The sequence below is a fragment of the Acinetobacter sp. NigerLNRRAM0016 genome (assembly GCF_054112845.1).
On sequence record NZ_JBSYVT010000006.1, the window covers coordinates 66,100 to 89,209 of the forward strand.

Here is a 23,110-nt window from a genome sequence, read left to right on the forward strand (position 1 = left end):
AAAGGCAAATATAAAAACTCAAAATGCGGAAGAAACAATGTTCAAATTTTTTCTACGCTGGATGGATAGCTGGTCGGGTGATGTCAAAACTCAAACAGTGCAGCCAGACAGTCCAAAAGACTTAAACATCCAATGGTTGCGTATTTTGCCATTCATTGTATTGCATCTTGCCTGTTTTGCGGTGTTTTGGGTGGGGGTGTCTAAATTTGCAGTGTTGTTTATGTTGGGGTTTTATCTGATCCGAATGTTCGCCATCACGGCATTTTTTCATCGCTATTTATCCCACAAAACCTTTCAAACTTCGCGTGTTGTCCAGTTTGCGTTTATTTTATTTGGCACCATGAGCGCACAGCGTGGTCCTCTATGGTGGGCAGCACATCATCGTTATCATCATCGATTTACCGATACCGAACAGGATCCGCATTCTTCTACCCATGGATTTTGGTATAGCCATGTCGGCTGGTTTTTGAATGATCAGAATTTCACCATCCGCAAAGAAGTGGTGAAAGATTGGTTGAAGTATCCAGAGTTGATTTGGTTGGACCGATTTAGCCTTCCCGTGGTTTTAGTTACGGCAGCGGCTATTTATGGCTTAGGAGAATGGCTGGCCGCAGCCTATCCGCAGTTCGCAACTTCTGGACCGCAATTACTGGTGTGGGGTTTTGTCATTTCAACCGTGTTGTTGATTCATGCCACGCTCTGTATTAACTCCCTCGCACATGTATATGGTTCTCGCGATTTTGATACTAAAGATCAGAGCCGTAATAACTTTTTCCTGTCGATTATTACTCTCGGTGAAGGGTGGCATAACAACCATCATTACTATGCGGGGAGTACCCGACAAGGGTTCTATTGGTGGCAAATCGATGTGACTTATTACCTTTTAAAAGTGATGTCTTGGATGGGTTTGGTTTGGGGCTTAAAACCTATTCCTGCACGAGTCTATGCAGCCAGTCATCGAAAGGTATCATCTATTTACATCCATCCAAAAAAATTTAAAAAGGAAGATTTTTCATGAAGATTGCGATTATTGGCTCGGGTATTTCTGGACTCTATGCGGCATGGAAATTATCAGCACAGCATCAAGTCACAATCTTTGAAAAAAATAGTTATTTTGGTGGGCATACTGATACGCATCATTTTCAGATTGAAGGTCAGACTCTTGCTGTAGACAGTGGCTTTATTGTATTTAATGATTTTAACTACCCATTGTTTAGTGAAATGTTGGCACAACTCGGGGTAGAGAAACAAAGCAGCGATATGAGTTTTTCAGTCAATAATGTTGTGACGGGACTCCAATATAACCCTTCAAAAAAATGGTCATTACTCCAGCGTCCGCAAAACTTTTTAAATCAAAAATTTCGGCGCATGTTGTTAGACTTATATCGCTTCTATCAAGAGAATAAAGACCAATCCGTAATGGATTGTGATGCTGAACTGACTATCGAAAGTTATTTAAACCAACATCACTACTCAGAAGAGTTTCGGCACGAGCATCTCTATCCCATGTGTGGTGCCTTGTGGTCAACCCCAGTCGATCAAGTTGGACAAATTCCTTATAAGTTTGTGGTGAGTTTTTTCCAGCATCATCGTATGTTGCAGTTAAAGGCAAGACCACAATGGCAAACTGTCAAAAATGGCTCAAATCGCTATATTCAGGCAATTCGGCAGCAATGCCCGAGTATTCAGTGGGAACATCTGGAAGTGCATAGCGTCAGCCGACATTCCGATCGTGTCGAAGTAAAAACAGATGCAGGTTTACATACCTTTGATTGGGTTGTTTTTGCCAGTCATGCCGATGATACGTTGCAATTATTGGAAGATGCGACGGATTTAGAACGAGAGATTCTACAAAACTTTGATTATCAAAATAATCACATGGTTGTTCACCATGATAGCTCAATTATGCCGAGGCAACGCTCACAATGGGCGAGTTGGCATGTCCATGTCACAGCAGATGAAGAAGCTGGCGTAGATTTAGCGGTCACACAATATAGTTTTAGCTACTGGATGAATAATTTGCAGAATCTGCAATGTAAAACTCAAATTTTTGCCACGTTAAATCCGAATCTGAAACTTGACCCTGACAAAGTCTTGGTACAACGACATTATCGTCATCCTGTATTTGACCAAAAAGCAATTCAAGCTCAAGCACGTTGGCAGGAGTTGCAGGGGCTGAATCGTACTGCTTATTGTGGTGCTTATTGGGGCTGGGGCTTTCATGAAGATGGTGCTCGCAGTGCGGCACGTGTTGTTGATTATTTAGCGAAATTATCTTGATATGAGTCATGGAGCTGATAGATGTTGAATACGCCGCTTGCAATTGCCGAGGCCAGCATCCGTCATCGGCGCTATATGCCGAAGGCTCATGCATTTGAAGCTAAGTTGAATTACTTGTGGTTTGATCCTGATCAACTTGAACGCCTTGCAGCTCAATCGCTGTTTTGGTCTGCGCATCACTGGAATATCCTGAATTTATATAGTGCGGATTTCTTAACCGACTATCAGGGCAGTCTCAGACAAAAAGTCGAGCAGGTGCTGGCTCAGCAAGCCGAGGTTGAGTTATTGCAGGATTGGCAGATTCGTATTCTGGCTTTGCCGCGCTGTCTGGGCTTTCGCTTCAATTCAGTGGTGTTTTATTTCATTTTTGATTCGCAACATGAGCAGCCTATTTTTATTTTGAGTGAAATCACCAATACGCCTTGGAATGAACGCAAAGTCTATCTACATGATTGTCGACAGCCGCTGCAAGCACATGGGGATTTTAAGGGCTACGAGTTCTGTTTTGAGAAATCATTTCATGTCTCGCCGTTCATGCCCATGGAGTTGGATTATCGCTGGCGGTTTAACTTTTCAGACTCACTGAATGTGATTCACATGCAACTGTTTGAACAACAAAAACAGATATTTGATGCCACTATGCGTTTTCGTTTGTGTCCCATCACATTTCCTTCACAGCAACATTATTATGCTCTCAGATATAGTTTAGAACCTTTAAAAATGATGGCTTCAATCTATGTGCAAGCATTTAAGTTATGGTGGAAAAAGGTGCCGTTTTATCGGCATCCGAAGAAAAATAAGGATTAACATATCATGATGAAAGCATTTCTTTATGGTGAGCAAGCTTCGCTGCCATTTTTACTCAGAAGTTTACTGAAATTACGTCATGGGCAAATCAGTTTTCGTGGCGTGTGGAATGGTACGGTCGGAGAAGTTTCAGATTTGCATGCGGTGGTTGAGGTGCACAATCCAGAAGTCATGCAGCTTATCTTCAAACAGGGTGTGTTAGGTGCTGCTGAAGGTTATATTCGCGGTGACTGGAAAAGTGATGATCTGGTCGAGCTGATTCAGATTTTGGCACGTAATCGCGATGTCCTAGATAAAATCAATCAAAATGCTGTGGCACAGTTGAGCCAGTTTGTGCTGAAAAACTGGTACAAAAGCCGCAGAAATACGCTCAGTGGCAGCCGTAAAAATATTGCGGAACACTATGATTTAAGTAATGATTTTTTTAAACTCTTTCTTGATGAATCCATGATGTACTCCAGTGCGGTGTATCAACAAGCCGAGATGTCACTTGAAGCGGCATCGGAATTGAAGAAAGAGTTGATCTGTCAAAAACTACAACTTAAACCTCTTGATCATCTGGTGGAAATTGGCAGCGGATGGGGTGGTTTTGCCATCTATGCGGCTCAGCATTATGGCTGTAAAGTTACCACCATCACCATTTCTCAGGCGCAATACAATGAAGCGGTGGCGCGTGTTCAGGTGGCGGGTTTAAGCCACCGCGTCGATGTTCAGCTCAAAGATTACCGTTTACTGGAAGGTAAATACGACAAATTAGTTTCCATTGAAATGATTGAAGCCGTGGGTGAGCAGTATCTTCCGACCTATTTTAAAAAGTGTCGCGAGTTGCTTAAACCACAGGGTCTGGCACTGATTCAAGCCATTACCATCGAAGATGCACGCTATGAAAAAGCACTCAAAACGGTTGATTTCATCAAGCGCTATATTTTCCCAGGTAGCTTAATCCCTTGTATTAGCGTGCTCACCCAAAGTGCCTCAGAACAAAAGTTAAGATTGAAACAGTTGGATGATATTGGACTGAGTTATGCGCAGACCATTCATCATTGGCGTGAGCGTTTCTTGAATGCGAAACAACAGGTTTTACAGCTCGGTTTTGATGAACAGTTTATTCGGATGTGGGACTTCTATTTATGTTATTGCGAAGGCGGCTTTAAAGAGGGCGTGATTAGCGATGTACATATGTTGTTTGAAGCCAGCAGTTACTAATTCCGCAGATCAAGATAGGGGAAGATGATGTTTGTTCAACTCGCGATCCTGAACCTTGTGATTATGTTGTGTTGCTGGGTTTGGGCAACCTTGAATCGACGTGTCGGTATCGTGGATGTCGCTTGGAGCGCTTGCTTAGCTTTAAATATTATCCTGACCGCGATTTTGGTTGATGTTGCTCCCGTACCGATCCGCCTGTTCATTGGCATTTTCAGTGGTTTGTGGTTTATCCGATTGTGTGCCCATTTGTTAAGACGTTATCTTGCCGAAGAACAGGAGGATACACGTTATGCCAATATGCGCCGTGCCATGGGTAAATTTCAGCATCTTGGATTTCTGCTGTTTTTTATTTTTCAGGCTGGTCTAGCTCTCTTATTCTACGTGCCGATGTGGACACTGTTGACTACGCCACAACAAGATTGGAGTTCGGCTTATCCTATGTATTTGGCTGTAGCTGCAATCATCCTAATTCTGGCTTTTGTAGGGGAAAGCATTGCAGATCAGCAGCTCTATCGCTTTAAACAGCAACCGCAACATCGTGGTTTAACCATGGATCAGGGGCTGTGGCGTTACTCGCGCCATCCCAACTATTTTTTTGAATGGATGCATTGGTTTGTTTATCCCATTTTGGGGTTGGCAGCAGGACTCTATTTATTATGGATTTATCCCGTGTTGATGTGGTTGTTTTTGTATTACATCACGGGTATTCCGTTTAGCGAACAACAAGCACTTAAGAATCGCGGACAGAATTATCTCGATTACCAACAACGAACATCAATGTTCATTCCGTGGAAACCCAAAAAGTAGGTACGCACATGGATTATATAATTCAAAAATCATTAAAGCTGGTCGAAAGTGGTTTTATTCCAGATCAAGCCATTCGCGCAGCCATTCGTGGCCTAAGTAAAAAACGTCTGATTCAAGAGGGGCGTTATGATCCTGAGCAGGCAGCACAGCGTCATATGGATGTGCTGAATATGCTTAAGCAGAGTGAAATTGCGATAGAAACCGAGAAAGCCAATGAGCAACATTATGAATTGCCGACGCAATTTTTTCAGGCAGTGCTCGGTAGACGCCTAAAATACAGTGCCTGTTATTTTCCCCATGACACGACCACATTGGATCAGGCGGAAGAGTTTGCCTTGCAGCTATATAGTGAACGCGCCAAGCTGCAAGACGGTCAACACATTTTGGAACTCGGCTGTGGTTGGGGATCATTCACTTTATGGATGGCTGAGCGTTACCCGAATGCGCTGATTACCGCAGTTTCTAATTCCAAAACACAACGTGAACATATTTTAAAGCAGGCAAGAATTCGTGGGCTGTTGAATATTGAGGTGCTCACGTGTGATGTGAATGTTTTGGAGCTGAGTCATCAACAGTTTGCTCGGGTCGTTTCAGTCGAAATGTTTGAGCACGTTCGAAATTATCAGCGACTGTTTGAAAAAATTAATGGGTGGCTCAAGCCAGATGGTTTATTGTGGTGTCATATCTTCTGTCACCGTTTCTTGCACTATCCGTTTGAAATTAAGTCTGAATATGACTGGATGTCTAAATATTTCTTTACTGGTGGGCTTATGCCTTCAGTATCCACTTTTTTACATTTCCAAGAACATTTAGAACTGGAACAGCATTGGCAGTGGTCGGGTCAACATTATGAAAGAACAGCCAATGCTTGGTTAGAAAATATGGATGCACATGCAATAGCGCTTAAACCTATTTTTGAGCAAACATATGGCAAAGAGGCTGATGCTTGGTGGCAACGCTGGCGCATCTTTTTCATGGCCTGTGCTGAATTATTTGGGTTTGAGCAGGGTCAGGAATGGGTCATTGGTCATTTCTTATTTCACAAAAAGACCACTGGATGAAGTGGTAACTGATCTAGGGAAATTATATGCAGAAATCCCAAGCACACTTTCAAAAACATGCTTTAACTGAAATTTTCAATCGTTATTACTGGTTGCAAATTGGGCTGATTGCGCTGTCGATTATTATTGGAATTGGCTGTAGTGCTTGGGTGATTAAAGGTTCATTATTAAAGACCGCATTAGAACAAGAAATGGCACATTACTGGTCAAGGGTAGAGCGTGATCCCCAAGCAGATCTACCTGATACTAAAAACCTTTACGGTTATCGCTGGACCAGCAGTACTCCACCTGAACAGTTTCAGAATTTGTCCTTAAATTTAGGTGTGCATCGAATCTGGGTGGATGGTAAAGAACGTATGACCGTTTATGGTGAGCAAAATGGACAGCATGTTTTACTGGTCTTTGGTGAAAGCAATGTCAATAAGCTGGTCTGGTTGTTTGGGTTGGCGCCACTCATGTTCAGCCTATTTATTCTTTACAGTTTTCTATGGTGGTCAAATCGCCGTGCCAAACGCTATTTTTCTCCTATTACTCGGCTCGCAAATGCCTTGGAACATATTGATTGGGCACATCACAATACGCAAGCCTCTCCATTTCAAGATATTAATACCAATGGCAATATGGAAGCGGAATATTTGAAGCAGGCACTCGAAAAATATCATCAAGTGCTGAGTGAGTTTATTCAACGCGAACGTGAGTTCACGGGTGATGTCAGTCATGAGTTGCGCACACCACTCACCATTTTAAAAGGCAATGTGCAGCTCTGTCAGGCACGATATGGGCAAGATAAGGTTTTTACCCGCTTAAATAACACCATTGATGATATGCAGCTTTTGGTTGATACGTTGTTGGCAATTGCCCGAAATACAACGCAACATTTGGCATCAGAACAGATGCTATTGTCTGAAATTATTGAAGATTTAGTCGATTCATTACAAGCAGTAAGTCAAAGCAAGAGTATCCGGATGGATGTGCAACAGGATCCATCTGAGCAGCTTCGGAATCTTTATCCTTCCATGACCAAAATGGTGCTGAGTAATATTCTCAGAAATGCACTGAATTATTCGCAAGGATCAGACATTCAGATCATTCAGCAGAAGCATAGTCTGTTGATTGCGGACAATGGCATTGGAATCAATTTGCCGAATGATGTCAAAGTACAAGAGTTAAATAGTTCTCAACTCGATTTTGAAATTAAAGGGCACGGTATTGGCTTACAACTGGTCGAGAAACTGTGTAAACAGCTCGGTTGGCGCGTGGAATTGTTCGATCGGGAATATTATTTGTCTGTGCATCCCGAACTGAATTTAGCTGTGAGTACGGGTTTGATTGTGGTGGTTTATTTTTATTAATATTCTTCAGACTCCATCGAAATTTTTACACCGACCCCTGAAACTGTATGCAATAGTTTCTGTGAAAATGGTTTGTCGATCATTTTACGCAGGTTATAAATATGACTGCGTAGGGCATCACTTTCGGGTTCTTCATCGCCCCATAATTCAATCATGATCTCTTGTTTGGTAATCACTTTAGGTGAGTTGCGCATCAAAATTTTCAGGAGTTTGAACTGAATGGGCGGCAGTTCTATGCTTTGCCCCGCACGTGAGACGGTCTGTGTGGCACTATCCAGCACCAGATCATGTATTTGCAACTTCTGATTGGCGACTTCACCCAAAGCACGTTTAATGAGGGCACGAATACGCATCACCAGTTCATTAAAATCGAAGGGTTTAACCAGATAATCATCTGTGCCTGCTGCAAAACCTTTGAGTTTGTCATCCAGTGTGTCACGTGCTGTGAGCATAAGTACAGGAATATCTAAATTTTGCTGATTGCGAATCCACTCGCATAGGTCATATCCTGAACCATCGGGTAAATTAATATCCAATAATAATAAGTTGTAGTGCTGTGATTTGAGGAATGTTTTAGCCGCATCTAGGTTGCGTGCATGATCAATCACATAGCCATGTGCTTCTAAAAACTCGCATACTGTTGCCGCAAGTTCGAAATGATCCTCCACCATGAGGATAAAGTGATTACTCATATGCTAAAAAATTGCCGATTAATTTAATAATTGTTGCTTTAATTTAGCATTAAAAGGGGCAGTGCCAAACCAGATTTTAAAATATTGGTTGGCATTCGGATCACGTATTGCACCTAACTTTTTTTGATTCAATTTTAATTCAAGTATTTGATTTTCATGTTGATAGTAGAGGCTGTACAAATCGCCCTGTTTCACTGGCTGATAGAGTTGAGTAATATGGTTTAACTGTGAGTTTTCATTAAAGCCGGCCACATTTTTCTTTAAGAAATAGGATGCAGCCTGCTTAAATGCCCATTCTGGAATGTCGTGGTTATAGTTAAAATCTAGGCGTATGGTCTGTTTTTCCCAAGATTTTTGACAATTGGTTGCGAAATAGCTCACCCTACCGACATTTTTTTTGGTCACAATCAGCGGGGCGCTGTTGCATTTATCTAGACTGGTCGCATTAGTCGATAGACTGACCATGAATGTTGTCGCGCCGACCAAGCTCATCAAGATTTTTTGAATGGTAAGACCCATTTGTAAGCCCCTCCAAAAACAGGTAATGAACGATACAGACCATTGGCAGGATCCCAGTAATCTTGCTGGAAAATGATTTGTTGCTTTGCATTAATCTTGATTTCACTAATGCCATAAGATGCCATAGTTTTACTACGTCCAAACATCTTGAAATCATAAGCCATATACCAATGAATATAGGCTGAATCTTCATGATGTGTTGCACTGATTAATTTTACGCTGACATTGCTGACGCGGTTATTCATGCCTTCAAAATGCTGAATCAGGTCTTGTTTGTTAGAAAATTGAGACAGCGTATCATTAATATATAACTGATCTGCATAGAGACTACTCGCTTGAGTCACAAACTTTGACGTTCCCAATGTATTGAATGCCGCGACAAAACGAGTGCCTATCTCGTGAGCTTGTTCATCATTTAAGTTAATCCCTTGGATATTCTGATCTGCTTGAGTGTAGTCTTGGCTATAACTCGGAAGACTTTTGCAGGCAGAGAGTCCCAGCACAGTCACCACAGTGGTCATTAGTGTTGTAAAAATTTTCATCACACTCTTCCATTGTTTTTATTTAATGTAAGTAAAGTGATGTGAAGTGAACGTGAAAAATTTTGTCGCTAAAATAAATTTCAAAAAGAAATCATCACAAAAAATTCATGTTCAATTTTCTATGATTCACCCTAGAGCATAGATGTGATACAGACTGAATCAAGTGGTTTTGAAACGGTCTAGGTTAAACATTTGGCATTTAAAAAAAGGGGATAGAGTGAATATGTTTGTGGAACAGGATTTGTCTAGAATTATTGAAATGGCGTGGGAAGATCGGACGCCTTTTGAAGCGATTGCGCGTGAGTATGGTTTAAATGAAGCTGCAGTTGTACGTTTGATGCGGCAGAATTTAAAAGCGGGCAGTTTTAAATTATGGCGCAAACGTATGGCAGGGCGTAAAAGCAAACATCAACAGTTACGATCACCTGAAATTAGCCGAGCTTACTGTTCACGTCAGTATAAACAGGCTTAAGTTAAGCGGAAATGATTTATATATCGTAGACATTCAAGATCTTGACAGCTTTCATTGTAATTATGAGGTGGCAGATTTACTTTTTGTACGGGCATGGCGTTTACATCTTTCGGAGCAATACTTCACCTCATTCCAACAACGTTGCCACTTTTTGCGCCAAAGAAAAGGGCGCTGGCAATAGGCACATATCTTTTCGGGTAAATGTTGTTTTTTCATAGGTTTACAATTGATCAAGTTGTTTCAATAGTGACTGGGCATGAGCCATAATCTTGGCTTTATCTTGCAGACGATCAAGTGTTTTATAGACCATAGACATTCGTGGGTTGTGTCGAAGTAAAGCCTCATGCCGAAGCATAAAATACCAATACAGGCTATTAAATGGGCAGCTGTCTGCTTCGGTTTTGGTCTTGACGTTATACGTACAGTGCTGGCAATAATCCGACATTTTATGAATGTAATTGCCTGATGCCGCATAAGGCTTAGTTGCCATTAAACCACCATCGGCATACATCACCATGCCTAAGGTATTGGGTAATTCGACCCATTCATAAGCATCGGCATAGACAGCTAAATACCATTCGCAAATTTCATGTGGATAGACACCAGTCAAAAGTGCAAAGTTCCCCGTAATCATTAAGCGCTGAATATGATGGGCATAAGCATGTTGAAATGTATTACGGAAACATTCGGCCATACATGCCATTTTAGTATCGCCTGTCCAGTAATATTGGGGTAAAGGCGTTGTAAGCTGGAGTGCATTTTGGTCACGATATTCAGGCATGTATAACCAGTAAATTCCGCGAACAAATTCTCGCCAGCCTAAAATCTGTCGAATAAAACCTTCGACGGCATTCAAGGGAGCTTGACCGTTGTAATAAGCCATTTGCGCAGCGTCACAGACTTCTTTGGGCAAGAGTAAGCCACAATTTAAGTAGGGTGAAAGCAGGCTGTGAAACATAAAATCTGAGCCATGAATCATGGCATCTTGATAATCGCCAAAGTAGGGCAAGCAATGCGTAATAAAATGATGGAGTACTAGCAGCGCATTCTGACGCGTGGTTGCCCAGTGAAATGGTTCTATATTACCGATATGTTGAGAAAACTCTTTTTTGACTAGCTCAATTACGTCTTGATCAATTTGATCACGTTCAAATACTAATGGGCTAGTCAGCGGTGGATTTCCAGACCATGCTTTACGATTGGCTTGATCAAAATTCCATTGCCCACCTATGGGTTGCTGTTCATGCATTAAATATTGAGTTTGCTTGCGCATTTCTCGATAGAAATATTCCATGCGCAGGGTTTTGTATTTTTTAGCCCATTGATTAAATTGTTCTATACCGCAAAAGAAGCGATCATCCTCCAAACAAATAACGGGGAGTTGCAGTGTTTTGCCCCATGAAGTCTCAATTTCATGCTGTAAACGATATTCACCACATTGCGTGATCACCAGTGCACTTGCAGAGAATAACTGTTGATGATGCTGAATGAAATCAAGTAATTTTTTTATCTCGCTATCCCGTTTGAAGGTGTGATAACGAATTTTCCAACCTGCGGCTTGTAGCTCTTTAGCAAAGTGACGCATGGCACTAAAGATCAGCGCTATTTTTTGTGGGTGATGAGCGACATACGTTGTTTCTTCAAGTACTTCCGCCATAAGAATGAGATCTTCTGCGGGGTTTAAATACTTGAGAGTGGCGAGTTGGTGATTTAATTGATCACCTAAAATTAAACCAAAACGCATGAGCTGGACTTCATTAGAAGGATACTTATCAGTGTATGTCTATAAATCTCAATTTTCTGTGAAGCAATGTTTTAAAACTTTAGAAGCGATTTAGTGATGTACTTGTTTCTTAATCTATTTTTTCGATAATGCAGAGGTTTAATATATTTTTTTATACAAGCTATAGTGATTGGGTTGAAAATTAGATATAGGATTAATAAGTTCAATTTCTTATGTAAAAGTTGTGATTTTAATTCTTCGAATTTATGTGAGAAGAAATCAAACAAAAAATATTCAGACATCATCGGCAAGTTTATGCAACAACGTTGATCAACCGTAAAATATGGTGTTCAGCTAAGTTAACTTTTCCTCGTTAGATGAACAGAGAAAATGGTCATACTTCTTGAATGAGAAGTATGACCCAAAGCTTTTCTATACTCGAAACTGAATTAGATCGAATTAACTAGCGATTCTGCTTTAGAGATGCTTGAATATTTTGCACGTGCAGCATGCAATTTTTGGTAGCTATCAAGCAAACGTTGATGACGATCCAATCCTTCCAGCTTCATGCTGGTTGGTGTCAATCCATAGAATCGAACACTGCCATCCACTGAACCTACTGCGGCATCCATGCGTTCATCGCCAAACATGCGACGGAAATTCGCTTCATAATCTTCAAGCTCCATCTCATCATCCAACTCAACTTCAAGCACCACATTTAAGCATTGGTAGTACAAGCCACGCTCAACCGTGTTGGTGTTGTATTGCAAGAAAGTCTCAACCAGTTCTTTGGCTTCTTCAAACTGCTGTAAAGCCAAATAAATCATGAGCTTTAATTCAAGAATGGTGAGCTGCCCCCACACTGTATTGTCATCAAATTCGATCCCGATTAGGGTCTTGATGTCAGTATAGTCATCGAGTTCGCTTTCTTCTAAACGTTCAACCAACGCTTCTAACTGTTCATCATCCAAACGATGTAAATTCAGCGTATCTTCACGGAACAACAGGGCTTTGTTGGTGTTGTCCCAGATTAAGTCTTCAACCAAATACACTTCTGAATAGTCAGGCACCAAAATACGGCAAGCTGTCGCACCTAAATGCTCATAAACTGCCATATACACTTCTTTGCCCATGTCTTTCAAGATATCAAATAAAGTCTTGGCTTCATCGACATTTTTCGCATGTCCTTCAGCACTAAAATCCCATTCGACAAAGTCATACTCAGATTTTGCACTGAAGAAACGCCAAGAGACTAAACCACTCGAATCAATAAAGTGTTCAACAAAGTTGTTCGGCTCTGTCACAGCGTGCGAGCTAAAGGTCGGTTGCGGTAAATCATTCAAGCCTTCAAAACTACGGCCTTGCATCAGTTCGGTCAGGCTGCGTTCAATCGCCACTTGCATATTTGGATGCGCACCGAAAGAGGCAAATACGCCACCCGTACGCGGGTTCATTAAGGTCACACACATCACAGGGAACTGACCGCCCAGCGATGCATCTTTGACTAAAATAGGGAAGCCTTGTTCTTCTAAACCTTTAATGCCTTCAATAATACTTGGATATTTCGCCAGTACGTCAGCAGGAACATCTGGCAGTGCAATTTCACCTTCAATAATTTCACGCTTTACTGCACGCTCAAAAATCTCAGATAAACATTGGACTTGTGCTTCAGCAAGGGTATTGCCCGCGCTCATCCCGTTACTTAAATATAAGTTTTCAATCAAATTGGTTGGGAAGTACACCACTTTACCATCGGACTGGCGCACGTATGGCAGTGAGCAAATACCGCGTTCAATATTGCCTGAGTTGGTGTCGTATAAATGAGTACCCAAAAGTTCATTTTCAGGGTCGTAAATGGCTTTGCAATATTCGTCTAAAATTTCTGGCGGTAATTCACCATTCGGTCCAGGCTGGAACCATTTTTCTTCTGGATAATGCACATACTCGGCATTCGCAATCTCTTCACCCCAGAACTGATCGTTGTAGAACAAGTTGCAGTTCAAACGTTCAATGAATTCGCCCAATGCTGATGCTAAAGCACTTTCTTTGGTCGCACCTTTACCGTTCGAGAAACACATTGGCGAATGTGCATCGCGAATATGCAATGACCACACATTTGGCACAATATTACGCCAAGAGGCAATTTCAATTTTCATGCCCAAGTCAGCCAATAAGCCTGACATGTTCGCAATGGTTTCCTCTAAAGGTAAATCCTTACCTGTGATATGGGTGAGGTGTTCAGAAGCTAAATTCGGCATTAAAAGTGCTTGCGCATCTGCATCAATACTTTCAACTTCTTCAATCACAAAATCAGGTCCAGTTTGAATCACTTTCTTAACTGTACAGCGATCAATCGAACGTAAAATCCCTTGACGGTCTTTTTCTGAAATATCCGCAGGAAGTTCAACTTGGATTTTAAAAATTTGTTTATAGCGATCTTCAGGGTCGACAATATTATTTTGCGATAAGCGAATGTTATCAGTTGGAATGTTACGTGCAAGGCAATAGACCTTCACAAAGTATGCTGCACACATTGCTGAAGATGCTAAGAAATAGTCGAATGGTCCTGGTGCTGAACCATCGCCTTTGTAGCGAATTGGTTGGTCAGCAATTACAGTAAAGTCATCAAATTTAGCTTCAAGTCGAAGTTTATCGAGATAATTGACTTTAATTTCCATGTGGGCACCTAATGAAGCTTATCAGCCTAAACCAGACAGATACGCGTCTAAAATATTGAATTAAAAGCAGAATGCAATGAAGAAATTGGTTTGCAAAAAGAATCAGTCAAAGAATTGGGGCTGATTAAAAACGGCTTAACGAATGCGAGCTAATTTTACAGATTTATCGCTCAAAGTGGAAATGCTATCTTTAGATTTATTTAAATTTACTAGGTCAAACCCAATCTTACCGTTATCCATTTTTGTAGGTACCTGTAAGGTTAAATTTGAGCTAAATTCTTCTCGGCTCAAATTCGCTTCCCATCAAATAGTTTTTCTAGTGGTGTGAGACCACAGCACATTTTTTCCTATGAGTTCGTTCAGTATTATAGAATTTCAGCCAAACGTCTAGATCAGCTTGTAATTCCTCTATTCTGCTATACAGCTTCTTCTTAAATGTAATTTGATAAAACTTCATTAACAAAAATCATGGTCATCTTTTCTTTTGAGGGAGGAGATGGGATTGATGATAGTGAAGGAACAAGCAAAATTGATAAAGATAAAACTTTATAAAATACAATAAGAAAAGGCGCTTATCTTTCGATAAGCGCCTTTCAAATTTTGGAGCGGGAAACGAGACTCGAACTCGCGACCCCAACCTTGGCAAGGTTGTGCTCTACCAACTGAGCTATTCCCGCAATATGGATGTGCATTATAGAGAGTTTGATTACACTGTCAACTCTCTAACAGCACAACTGCTTAATTAATCAGCACGTCGCCATACTGTCCCTTGGCGTGTATCTTCTAAAACCACACCTTGATCCAATAATGATTGACGAATACCATCGGCTTTTGCGAAATCTTTTGCTTTCTTGGCATCTTGACGTTGCTGGATTAAATCTTCAATTTCAGCTTCAGACAAGCCTAAAGCTTCTTGACCAATATCCGATTTTAAAAATTCTTCAACATCGTGCTGAGCCAAACCAAGAATATTGGTAAGGTGGCGTAAGGTTGCATAATATACCGCAGCTTGCTCAGCATTTTCTTCTTTGACCGAACGATTGAGCTCTTTGTTAATTTCAAACAACACTGCAATTGCTTCAGCAGTATTAAAGTCATCACGCATTGCCGCATTAAAACGTTCAACTAATGCATCATCAAGCTGTTCAACTACATGGGTGCCATAAACTTGTTGATAAGCTTTAAATGAATGGTAGAAACGGCTTAACGTCGTTTTCGCTTCTTTGAGCGCGACATCAGAAAAGTTCACTGGACTACGATAGTGTGAAGACACAATGAAATAGCGAATCACTTCAGGGTGGAATTTATCCATCACATCGCGAATAGTGAAGAAATTGCCCAAAGACTTCGACATTTTCTCGCCATCTACATTAATAAAGCCCACGTGCATCCAATAATTAACATATTGTTCGCCTGTAGATGCTTCACTCTGTGCAATTTCGTTTTCATGGTGCGGGAACATCAAGTCTGAACCACCACCGTGAATATCAAAATGGTTGCCTAGGCAGCAAGTCGACATGGCTGAACATTCAATATGCCAACCTGGACGACCATTGCCCCAAGGTGAAGCCCAAGCGGGCTCATTTTCTTTGGCATGTTTCCAGAGTACAAAGTCAAAAGGATGTTTTTTCTCAACTTCAACATCAACACGTTCAGATGCGCCTGCTTGCATATCTTCAAGTTTACGACCCGAAAGACGACCATATTTGGCAAATTTTTCCACTTGGAAATACACGTCACCATTGCTTGCTGGGTAGGCGGTGCCTTTATCAACCAAGTCACCAATCATGCTTTGCATTTGGTCAATGTATTCTGTCGCACGTGGCGCTTCATCTGGGTGTAAACAGCCCAAATTCTCTGCATCTTCATTCATCGCCTGAATAAAGCGGTCTGTCAGTGCTGTAATGCTTTCGCCATTTTCATTGGCACGTTTAATAATTTTGTCGTCAATGTCGGTAATGTTGCGAACGTATTTCACGTTCCAGCCCTGACTACGTAAAAAACGAATAATGTAGTCAAATGCAACCATGACGCGCGCATGTCCAATATGACAGTAGTCGTACACAGTCATGCCGCAGACATACATATCGATATGACCTTCTTTACGCGGTACGAATTCTACTTTTTTACGTTGCTCTGAATTGTAAAGAACAAAAGGTTGCATAGGGCTTACATATTGCGATAACAAAAAGATTTCTCATCATAACGTAAGGTCCATGATTCACAAAGTTTTATACGTTATTTTTATAAGCAAGTGAAAAGTTATACATTTAGAAACGATGCATTTGCATAGATATGATAAAATTGCGAAAATTATTTTTTGCTTGAGACTGGGGTAAGTCATTATTTCTACAATGATGAAACTCCCTAAAATCAACTCTTATTGAGTTTAAGGTTGCCAACGTTGAATCTACAAACCATGCCGAATCCAATCGATTTTCAGAAAGCCGCATTAGAAACTTTGCGCATTGAAGAACAAGCTTTAGGGGTATTAGCGACTCAAATTGATGAGCGTTTTAGCCGTGCCTGTGAAATTATCTTGCAGTGCAAAGGGCGCTTGGTGGTCACAGGTATGGGGAAGTCAGGACATATTGGTCGTAAAATGGCGGCGACTTTTGCTTCTACAGGCACACCTTCATTTTTCATGCATCCTGGTGAAGCTGGACATGGTGACTTAGGCATGCTGGTACGTGGTGACGTACTCATTGCAATTTCAAACTCAGGCAAGAGTGATGAAATTATGATGTTAATGCCATTAATCAAGCATTTGGAAGTGCCTTTAATTACCATCAGCGGTGATGATACCGGCCCAATGCCACAAAATGCAGATGTCGCATTGACGCTAGGTAACATTCAAGAAGCTTGCCCATTGGGTCTTGCTCCAACATCGAGTACCACTGCAACTTTGGCATTGGGTGATGCTCTAGCCGTGGCTTTGTTAGAAGCGCGCGGTTTCACCGCAGATGATTTTGCGCGTTCACATCCAGCAGGTGCGTTGGGTAAACGCTTGTTATTACATGTAAAACACTTAATGCACACAGGTGCAGAACTGCCAAAAGTAGCACCTGAAACACCTATGAATAAAGTGTTGTATGAAATCTCTAATAAGCGTTTGGGGTTAACTACGGTTGTAGATGCAGAAGACCGTCTATTGGGTATTTTTACCGATGGTGATTTACGCCGTTTAATTGATAAACAGCAAGGGTTCGATGTGAATTTGCCTGTTTCAGAAGTGATGATTCAACATCCAGCGACAATTTCGCAGGAAGCACGTGCTGTTCAAGCCTTAGAACAATTACGCGATAAAAAAATTAACCAATTTGTAGTGGTTGATGCTGCCAATAAAGTCATTGGTGTCATCAGCATGCATGACTTAATTCAAGCAGGGGTAAACTAATCCATGGCATCTTATGTTTTATTAGAGCAAGCACGTCATATTCAAGCGCTAGTGTTAGATGTCGATGGTATTTTAAGTGATGGTTTTGTGACTTTGACCAATACAGGGGATGAAATTAAATCCTTTGATATTCGTGATGGTTTAGGCATGAAGTTGGTGCAAAAGTCTGGCATCAAAGTAATTATTATTACAGGTCGTAAAAGTAATATCGTTGAAAAACGTATGTCAGATTTAGGCGTGGACTTGGTATTCCAAGGTCGCGAAGACAAAGGCGTGGCTTTACGTGAAGCTTGTGCACAACTCAATCTTTCCCCTGAAGACTGTCTCTATATGGGGGATGACTGGCCTGATCTTTCTGCTTTTGCCATTGCTGGTATGAAAGTTACCGTACCCAATGGTCATGTTGAAGTACGCCGCCGTGCAGACTTGGTCACTCAAGCGATGGGCGGTCGTGGTGCAGTTCGTGAAATCTGCGACATGCTGCTCATGGCTAAAGGGACTTACCAAGAGCTACTTGAAAAATTTATTACAATCCCGCATTAATGTTTATATACGTACATAATTGTTTTTAGTGAAGAACCACACTTATGGATACTAAAGTTTTATATATCACAGCGATTGCAATTGCTGCTGTAAGTGGTGGTTATTACTATTACAGTGGTAAGGGAAATAAATTAGAAATTGAGTCTGCACGGAGTATGACCTACTCCGCAGAAAAAATTAATCTAACCCAAACTGATGATGCGGGCAATCTCTATGTTCGTGCTCAAGTGGACCGACTAGAACAAGACATGCAGAAGCAAACGTCCAAACTCGAAAACTTGACTGCCTCTCTGTATAAAAATGGTGCTGTAGATGCAACATTCTTTGCTAAACAAGCCAATGGCTATGAGGACAACAAAAAAGTTGTGTTATCTCAGCAAGTTGTGGCAACCAAGTTGCTCGATCAAGGGCAAGGGAAAATGCAGTTTTTGACAGATGAGCTGACTGCATATCCTGAAAACCGCGTAATAGAAACAAACCGTCAAGTGACCGTACAATCTTCTCAAGCAGAGTTTGTGAGTCAGGGACTGAAAGCCAATTTAAATGATGGTCAATACGAATTTTTTAATATTCGAGGAAAGTATGAACCAAAATCTTAAGTTTCAAGCTTACAAAGCTTTCCTTAAAAAAGCAGTTGTTCTAAGTTTTGGGATCATTGCTGCATCTTCTGCTTTTGCAATTCCATCGGATCGTAATCAGCCGATTTCTTTGGTGGCTGACCGTGCGACCTTTAATGAAAAAACAGGTGTAACCACATACTCGGGTAATGTGATTATTGAACAGGGCACCATGCGTTTACAGGCAGCATCGATTGTTGCCAATCTAAACCAGAAAAAACAGATCAGTTCAATTACTGCATCGGGTTCGCCAGCACGTTTCCAACAGCAGTTAGATGCCAATAAAGGCTTAGCCAAAGGGCAAGCGCAAAAAATTGTTTACAATGCAGAAACAGGCATCATTACCATGTCTGGCGGTGCGTTGTTAGAGCAAGATGGCGCCAGTATTCGCGGTAACACCTTAAAATACAGCATGAACAAAGGTGATATTGAAGCGACAGGTACGCCAAACAGCACAGGTTCATCATCTGGTCGTGTGCAAATTGTGATTCCACCTTCAAGTACTAAATCCTTCCCAGGAGCACGTGATTAATGGATCAGGTTGAGACTGCGACACAAACCCTTTGTATTAAGCACCTTGCGAAGAACTACAGTAAGCGTTGGGTAGTGAAAGATGTTTCATTTAGCATGCAAAGCGGACAGATTGTCGGTTTGCTTGGTCCAAACGGTGCAGGTAAAACCACCAGCTTCTATATGGTGGTTGGACTGGTGCGTATGGACAAAGGTGAAATCCATCTGGATGATCTGGATATGTCAGACCTTGCCATGCATGAGCGCGCGCGTAAGGGCATTGGATATTTACCGCAAGAAGCCTCTATTTTTAGAAAACTCACCATTTCTGAAAATATCATGGCGATTTTAGAAACCCGTAAAGATTTAGATAAGCAACAACGCCAAAAGCGTTTAGCAGAATTATTGGCGGATTTCAAAATTACCCATATTAAAGATTCTTTGGGAATGAGTGTGTCAGGTGGTGAGCGCCGTCGTGCTGAAATTGCCCGTGCTCTAGCGGCCGACCCTAAATTTATGTTACTGGATGAACCTTTTGCAGGGGTCGATCCAATTTCGGTGAATGATATTAAAGATATTATTCGTACGCTTAAAGATCGCGGTATTGGTGTACTAATTACCGATCACAATGTACGTGAGACTTTAGCAATTTGTGAACGCGCTTATATTGTGAGTGAAGGTTCCGTGATTGCAGAAGGCACACCACAAGAAATTTTAGAAAATGAAACCGTTCGTCAGGTTTACTTGGGCGAAGATTTCATGGTTTAAGCTTAAACGCTGAATAATCTTTAAGAGAAAACCTCCATAGATATGGGGGTTTTTTATTAACTCGTGTTTAGGTTAAGAATTGAAACACGTTACAATTGTGCTATTCCTGTTGGTTATCTTTACATATGCCGTTCACTATTGCAGCCCAAGTCAGTTACGAAGAAGAAATTAAGAAAAGTCGTTTTCAAGCCATCGCAGTGCCTGTTGAAAATGAAGCAGCGGTAAAGGCATTTCTGGAAGAAAATAAAGACATCACGACGACGCATCAATGCTGGGCTTGGAAAATTGGACATCAGGTCCGATTTAATGATGATGGAGAACCCTCAGGCACAGCAGGGCGTCCTATTCTAGCCACCATAGAGGGTAATGAGCTGACCAATGTGCTGGTATTGGTGAATCGCTGGTATGGCGGGGTCAAACTGGGTACAGGCGGCTTGGTGCGTGCCTATGGAGGCAGTGCAGGGCAATGTCTACTTTTGGCTGAAAAAATTGAATTGATAGAAAAGAAAATGGCACATTTTAATTGCCAATTTTCAGAGTGGTCTATTTTTCAATATGAAATGCAGCAGCAGGGCATAGAATTCCAAGAACAATATACTGCGGATGGTGTTGATGTCGAATTGCAGTTACAAGTCCATCAAATTCCAGAATTGGCAGCTAAAATTCGTGATGTCACGCGCGGACGTGAGCAACTTAAGCTAGTGGAAGAACAGCATGACTGAGCCAGATCCATTACTCAAATATCGTGAGCAACATAAACACCGACTTAACTATATGCCTTGGCTGTATTGGAGCTTAAAGCCGAAACATCGTGCGTGGGCAGAACAGTGGCAAAACGAATATCAGCAGTATTTACGTGAGATGGAAACGGTTGAGATAGGGAAGAACTGTTTTATCTCACCACTCGCACATATTTTTGCAGAGCGTGGTCGTACGATACGCATAGGTGATAATTGTTTTATTGCAGCGGATTGCACCCTGCATGGACCACTAGATATTGGCAATGAGGTCGCCATTAATCATCACTGTATTTTGGATGGTGGACGCGTGGGGATTAAATTACATGATCAGGTGCGTATTGCTGCCTATAGCCATCTGTATGCATTTGATCATGGTATGCAGCTTGATCAACCCATTTATCAGCAGCCAGTTCGGTCACAAGGCATTGAGATTGGGCGTGATGTTTGGCTGGGTGCACACGTGGGCATCAAGGATGGCGTAAAAATTGGCGATCATGCCATTGTTGGAATGCAGAGCATGGTCACCAAAGATGTCGGTGAAAAAGAAATCGTGGCTGGTAATCCAGCCCGCTTTATTCGTTACCGTGAATAGAATAATTGTATATTTTTCATCACTCTCGGTTACAGAAAAGCTGCCAACTCTTGTATAGATGTGCTAAGTTTAGAGTCAACAACTAGACCTATAGTCACAAGAGACTAATTGAGAGGCGAACAATGAAACGGGTAATAGCGTGTATAGATTCTTCTCCCTGCATCAATGCTGTCGCAGAAGCAGCGGCTTGGATTGCAAAACAAACACAACGCGAACTCGTGTTATTACAAGTGCTAGATTACTATCCAGCCAGCTATCATTTGGGTGAAATTAGCGGGGTTATTGGTTTTGAAAGCAATGCAATGCTGCTTAAAGAGCTAGCAGAGCTTGAACAAAAACAAAGTCAATTGGCTTTGGACTATAGCAACAACTTACTCAATCACATTTCTGAAATGGTCAAAGACAAATATGGCTTAGACGCGACCCATATTCAGGAAAAAGGGGACTTTTTAGAACAAAGCTTCCATGTGTTGAAAGAAGATGATATTGCGGTAATTGGGCGAGTCGGGGAGCGCTCAGCGGAACGTAATAAACCAATTGGTGGCAATGTTGAAAACTTTATCCGTGGAGTGAGTAGTACGGTACTGACGGTGGGAGAGAACTTTGTTCCACCAACGCGTTTTATTTTTGCTTATGAATATTCACCAACCTGCGTCAAGATGATGCAACGCATTGCGCAAAGTGATTTGCTGCGCCTATTACAATGTCATTTGCTGTATGTGGGAGATCATCCTGAAATCTTGAATGAGCCTTCGCAGTTCTTGCGTGATGCGGGTCTAGATGTGGTGGTGGAATACCGTTATGGCGATGTTTCAGAAAACATCTTGGAATATCAGCGAGAACATGATATTAAATTAGTGGTCATGGGGGCATTTAGCCACAGTAAAATTCACCAGTTCTTTTTGGGAAGCATTACCACCACCATATTCAGGAATTCTACAGTACCACTCTTGGTTGCTAAATAAACAATGAAAGTGTGAGCTGTGAGCGATATAGTTATCCGCATTATATGTGGATAACTATATGGACAAGCTCTGTAAATAATTGTATTTTAAAATAAAAATACAATAGATTGTTTTTTGTCCTTTCTTTATTATTTTACGATTGCGATCGCAAAACCATCATGTCCTTTACTTCCTACAGTTTGTAGTGCAGTACATGATAATAAACGTGGATGGTTTTGTAAGCGCGCAAACATTTCACGTATGCCTTCGATACTTGGCTTGTGATTGTCAGGATTAATGATATCACCCGCGCGAATCACATTGTCTAGCACGATCACTGTACCAGAATGCGACAGATCTAGGCTCAGCTCAAGATATTCAGGATAGCTTTGTTTATCCGCATCAATAAAAATGAAATCGAAAGGCTCAAAGTTTGCTGGTAGAGCTTTAAGCACATCTGCTGCACGACCTACTTTCAACTCAATGGTTTGCGGTAAATTGGCGCGGTCAATATTCTCTTGTCCTAAAGCCGCATGTGTATCACGCCCTTCAATCGTCAGAATATAGCCATCTTCAGGGAGTGCTCGCGCTAACCACATGGTGCTATACGCTGCAAAGGTTCCAAGCTCCAGTACGCGTTTACAGCTATTCATCTGAATCAGCATTTGTAACAGCATACCTTGATTTGGCGCAACAGCGAGGTGGTCAGGAAAGCCCTTTTGAGCAGTATTTTCAAGGGTTTGTAACAGGATTGGGTCTTCAGGAATTAAATGTGTATCGATAAAATTATCAATCTCAGACCACATTTCTTGCATAATCTTAGCGCCTAAATTTCGAATCAGAGCATTTTAAACTTTTCC

25 protein-coding genes, 1 tRNA gene and 1 pseudogene are annotated in these 23,110 nt (G+C 41.4%); 16 read left to right on the forward strand and 11 right to left on the reverse strand.

The window, feature by feature from the left end:
• Positions 1–37 precede the first annotated feature (37 nt).
• From ACWQ4X_RS06030 to ACWQ4X_RS06060, 7 genes are read left to right on the forward strand one after another with little or no spacing between them, the layout of a single operon-like run.
• The gene (locus tag ACWQ4X_RS06030; protein WP_457903069.1) at positions 38–1,018 is read left to right on the forward strand and encodes an acyl-CoA desaturase; all 981 of its coding nucleotides are present in this window, start codon (positions 38–40) and stop codon (positions 1,016–1,018) included.
• Complete coding sequence (locus tag ACWQ4X_RS06035; RefSeq protein ID WP_457903070.1) at positions 1,015–2,280, forward strand: NAD(P)/FAD-dependent oxidoreductase; 1,266 nt, start codon at positions 1,015–1,017, stop codon at positions 2,278–2,280. Before ACWQ4X_RS06030 ends, ACWQ4X_RS06035 begins: the two co-directional genes overlap by 4 nt.
• 21 nt (positions 2,281–2,301) lie before the next feature.
• Positions 2,302–3,087, forward strand: a complete 786-nt coding sequence (locus ACWQ4X_RS06040) for a DUF1365 domain-containing protein (protein WP_457903071.1) — start codon at positions 2,302–2,304, stop codon at positions 3,085–3,087.
• A 6-nt stretch (positions 3,088–3,093) separates the two neighbouring features.
• On the forward strand, positions 3,094–4,293 hold the full coding sequence (locus tag ACWQ4X_RS06045; protein WP_457903072.1) for a class I SAM-dependent methyltransferase: 1,200 nt from the start codon (positions 3,094–3,096) through the stop codon (positions 4,291–4,293).
• Positions 4,294–4,320: 27 nt separating this feature from the next.
• Positions 4,321–5,100, forward strand: coding sequence for a DUF1295 domain-containing protein (locus tag ACWQ4X_RS06050; RefSeq protein ID WP_457903073.1), 780 nt, complete (start codon positions 4,321–4,323; stop codon positions 5,098–5,100).
• An 8-nt stretch (positions 5,101–5,108) separates the two neighbouring features.
• Positions 5,109–6,161, forward strand: coding sequence for an SAM-dependent methyltransferase (locus ACWQ4X_RS06055; protein WP_457903074.1), 1,053 nt, complete (start codon positions 5,109–5,111; stop codon positions 6,159–6,161).
• A gap of 26 nt (positions 6,162–6,187) precedes the next feature.
• Positions 6,188–7,513, forward strand: coding sequence for a sensor histidine kinase (locus tag ACWQ4X_RS06060; RefSeq protein WP_457903075.1), 1,326 nt, complete (start codon positions 6,188–6,190; stop codon positions 7,511–7,513).
• Here the strand turns inward: ACWQ4X_RS06060 and ACWQ4X_RS06065 are convergent.
• From ACWQ4X_RS06065 to ACWQ4X_RS06075, 3 genes are read right to left on the reverse strand one after another with little or no spacing between them, the layout of a single operon-like run.
• Positions 7,510–8,205: a response regulator transcription factor gene (locus tag ACWQ4X_RS06065; RefSeq protein WP_457903076.1), complete on the reverse strand. Its 696-nt coding sequence runs from the start codon at positions 8,203–8,205 to the stop codon at positions 7,510–7,512. The two genes, ACWQ4X_RS06060 and ACWQ4X_RS06065, sit on opposite strands and share 4 nt — an antisense overlap.
• Before the next feature lie 18 nt (positions 8,206–8,223).
• On the reverse strand, positions 8,224–8,724 hold the full coding sequence (locus ACWQ4X_RS06070) for a chalcone isomerase family protein (protein ID WP_142768413.1): 501 nt from the start codon (positions 8,722–8,724) through the stop codon (positions 8,224–8,226).
• A complete protein-coding gene (locus ACWQ4X_RS06075; protein WP_457903077.1) occupies positions 8,697–9,269 on the reverse strand; it encodes a nuclear transport factor 2 family protein in 573 nt (190 codons plus the stop codon). Before ACWQ4X_RS06075 ends, ACWQ4X_RS06070 begins: the two co-directional genes overlap by 28 nt.
• A 220-nt stretch (positions 9,270–9,489) precedes the next feature.
• Here ACWQ4X_RS06075 and ACWQ4X_RS06080 point away from each other — a divergent pair, with 220 nt between their 5' ends.
• Positions 9,490–9,738 carry a TIGR03643 family protein gene (locus ACWQ4X_RS06080; protein WP_161934316.1) on the forward strand — a complete coding sequence of 83 codons (249 nt, stop codon included), beginning with the start codon at positions 9,490–9,492 and terminating at the stop codon, positions 9,736–9,738.
• A gap of 60 nt (positions 9,739–9,798) precedes the next feature.
• Here ACWQ4X_RS06080 and ACWQ4X_RS06085 read toward each other — a convergent pair whose 3' ends face one another.
• From ACWQ4X_RS06085 to cysS, 7 genes and pseudogenes are all read right to left on the reverse strand, one after another.
• Complete coding sequence (locus ACWQ4X_RS06085) at positions 9,799–9,954, reverse strand: DUF2256 domain-containing protein (protein WP_457903078.1); 156 nt, start codon at positions 9,952–9,954, stop codon at positions 9,799–9,801.
• A 4-nt stretch (positions 9,955–9,958) separates the two neighbouring features.
• The gene (locus ACWQ4X_RS06090; protein ID WP_457903079.1) at positions 9,959–11,482 is read right to left on the reverse strand and encodes a cryptochrome/photolyase family protein; all 1,524 of its coding nucleotides are present in this window, start codon (positions 11,480–11,482) and stop codon (positions 9,959–9,961) included.
• 428 nt (positions 11,483–11,910) lie between these two features.
• Positions 11,911–14,139, reverse strand: a complete 2,229-nt coding sequence (locus ACWQ4X_RS06095; RefSeq protein WP_457903080.1) for an OsmC domain/YcaO domain-containing protein — start codon at positions 14,137–14,139, stop codon at positions 11,911–11,913.
• 135 nt (positions 14,140–14,274) lie between these two features.
• A complete protein-coding gene (locus ACWQ4X_RS06100; protein WP_457903081.1) occupies positions 14,275–14,430 on the reverse strand; it encodes a hypothetical protein in 156 nt (51 codons plus the stop codon).
• Positions 14,427–14,602 (reverse strand): annotated as a pseudogene (locus tag ACWQ4X_RS06105) (IS481 family transposase); the annotation flags it as partial. The pseudogene ACWQ4X_RS06105 and the gene ACWQ4X_RS06100, both read right to left, overlap by 4 nt.
• A gap of 138 nt (positions 14,603–14,740) precedes the next feature.
• A tRNA-Gly gene (locus tag ACWQ4X_RS06110) sits at positions 14,741–14,816 on the reverse strand.
• A gap of 65 nt (positions 14,817–14,881) precedes the next feature.
• Positions 14,882–16,303, reverse strand: a complete 1,422-nt coding sequence (cysS, locus tag ACWQ4X_RS06115) for a cysteine--tRNA ligase (RefSeq protein WP_457903082.1) — start codon at positions 16,301–16,303, stop codon at positions 14,882–14,884.
• Between the two features lie 255 nt (positions 16,304–16,558).
• On the opposite strand from cysS, the gene ACWQ4X_RS06120 reads away from it, so the two are divergent.
• From ACWQ4X_RS06120 to ACWQ4X_RS06155, 8 genes are all read left to right on the forward strand, one after another.
• Positions 16,559–17,536 (forward strand): KpsF/GutQ family sugar-phosphate isomerase, encoded by a 978-nt coding sequence (locus ACWQ4X_RS06120; protein WP_100242975.1) that lies wholly within the window; start codon positions 16,559–16,561, stop codon positions 17,534–17,536.
• Between the two features lie 3 nt (positions 17,537–17,539).
• The gene (locus tag ACWQ4X_RS06125) at positions 17,540–18,079 is read left to right on the forward strand and encodes a KdsC family phosphatase (RefSeq protein ID WP_100242974.1); all 540 of its coding nucleotides are present in this window, start codon (positions 17,540–17,542) and stop codon (positions 18,077–18,079) included.
• A 44-nt stretch (positions 18,080–18,123) separates the two neighbouring features.
• Positions 18,124–18,678 (forward strand): LPS export ABC transporter periplasmic protein LptC, encoded by a 555-nt coding sequence (lptC, locus tag ACWQ4X_RS06130; protein WP_457903083.1) that lies wholly within the window; start codon positions 18,124–18,126, stop codon positions 18,676–18,678.
• Positions 18,662–19,228, forward strand: coding sequence for a lipopolysaccharide transport periplasmic protein LptA (gene lptA / locus ACWQ4X_RS06135; RefSeq protein ID WP_142768425.1), 567 nt, complete (start codon positions 18,662–18,664; stop codon positions 19,226–19,228). Before lptC ends, lptA begins: the two co-directional genes overlap by 17 nt.
• Positions 19,228–19,974 (forward strand): LPS export ABC transporter ATP-binding protein, encoded by a 747-nt coding sequence (lptB, locus tag ACWQ4X_RS06140; RefSeq protein WP_100242971.1) that lies wholly within the window; start codon positions 19,228–19,230, stop codon positions 19,972–19,974. The genes lptA and lptB overlap by 1 nt, the downstream gene beginning before the upstream one ends.
• Before the next feature lie 125 nt (positions 19,975–20,099).
• Positions 20,100–20,696, forward strand: a complete 597-nt coding sequence (locus ACWQ4X_RS06145) for an IMPACT family protein (protein WP_457903084.1) — start codon at positions 20,100–20,102, stop codon at positions 20,694–20,696.
• A complete protein-coding gene (locus tag ACWQ4X_RS06150) occupies positions 20,689–21,306 on the forward strand; it encodes an acyltransferase (RefSeq protein WP_100242969.1) in 618 nt (205 codons plus the stop codon). The genes ACWQ4X_RS06145 and ACWQ4X_RS06150 overlap by 8 nt, the downstream gene beginning before the upstream one ends.
• A 122-nt stretch (positions 21,307–21,428) precedes the next feature.
• Complete coding sequence (locus ACWQ4X_RS06155) at positions 21,429–22,271, forward strand: universal stress protein (protein WP_142768427.1); 843 nt, start codon at positions 21,429–21,431, stop codon at positions 22,269–22,271.
• A 128-nt stretch (positions 22,272–22,399) separates the two neighbouring features.
• On the opposite strand, the gene ACWQ4X_RS06160 is transcribed toward ACWQ4X_RS06155, so the two are convergent.
• Positions 22,400–23,065, reverse strand: a complete 666-nt coding sequence (locus ACWQ4X_RS06160; RefSeq protein ID WP_457903085.1) for an O-methyltransferase — start codon at positions 23,063–23,065, stop codon at positions 22,400–22,402.
• Positions 23,066–23,110 lie beyond the last annotated feature (45 nt).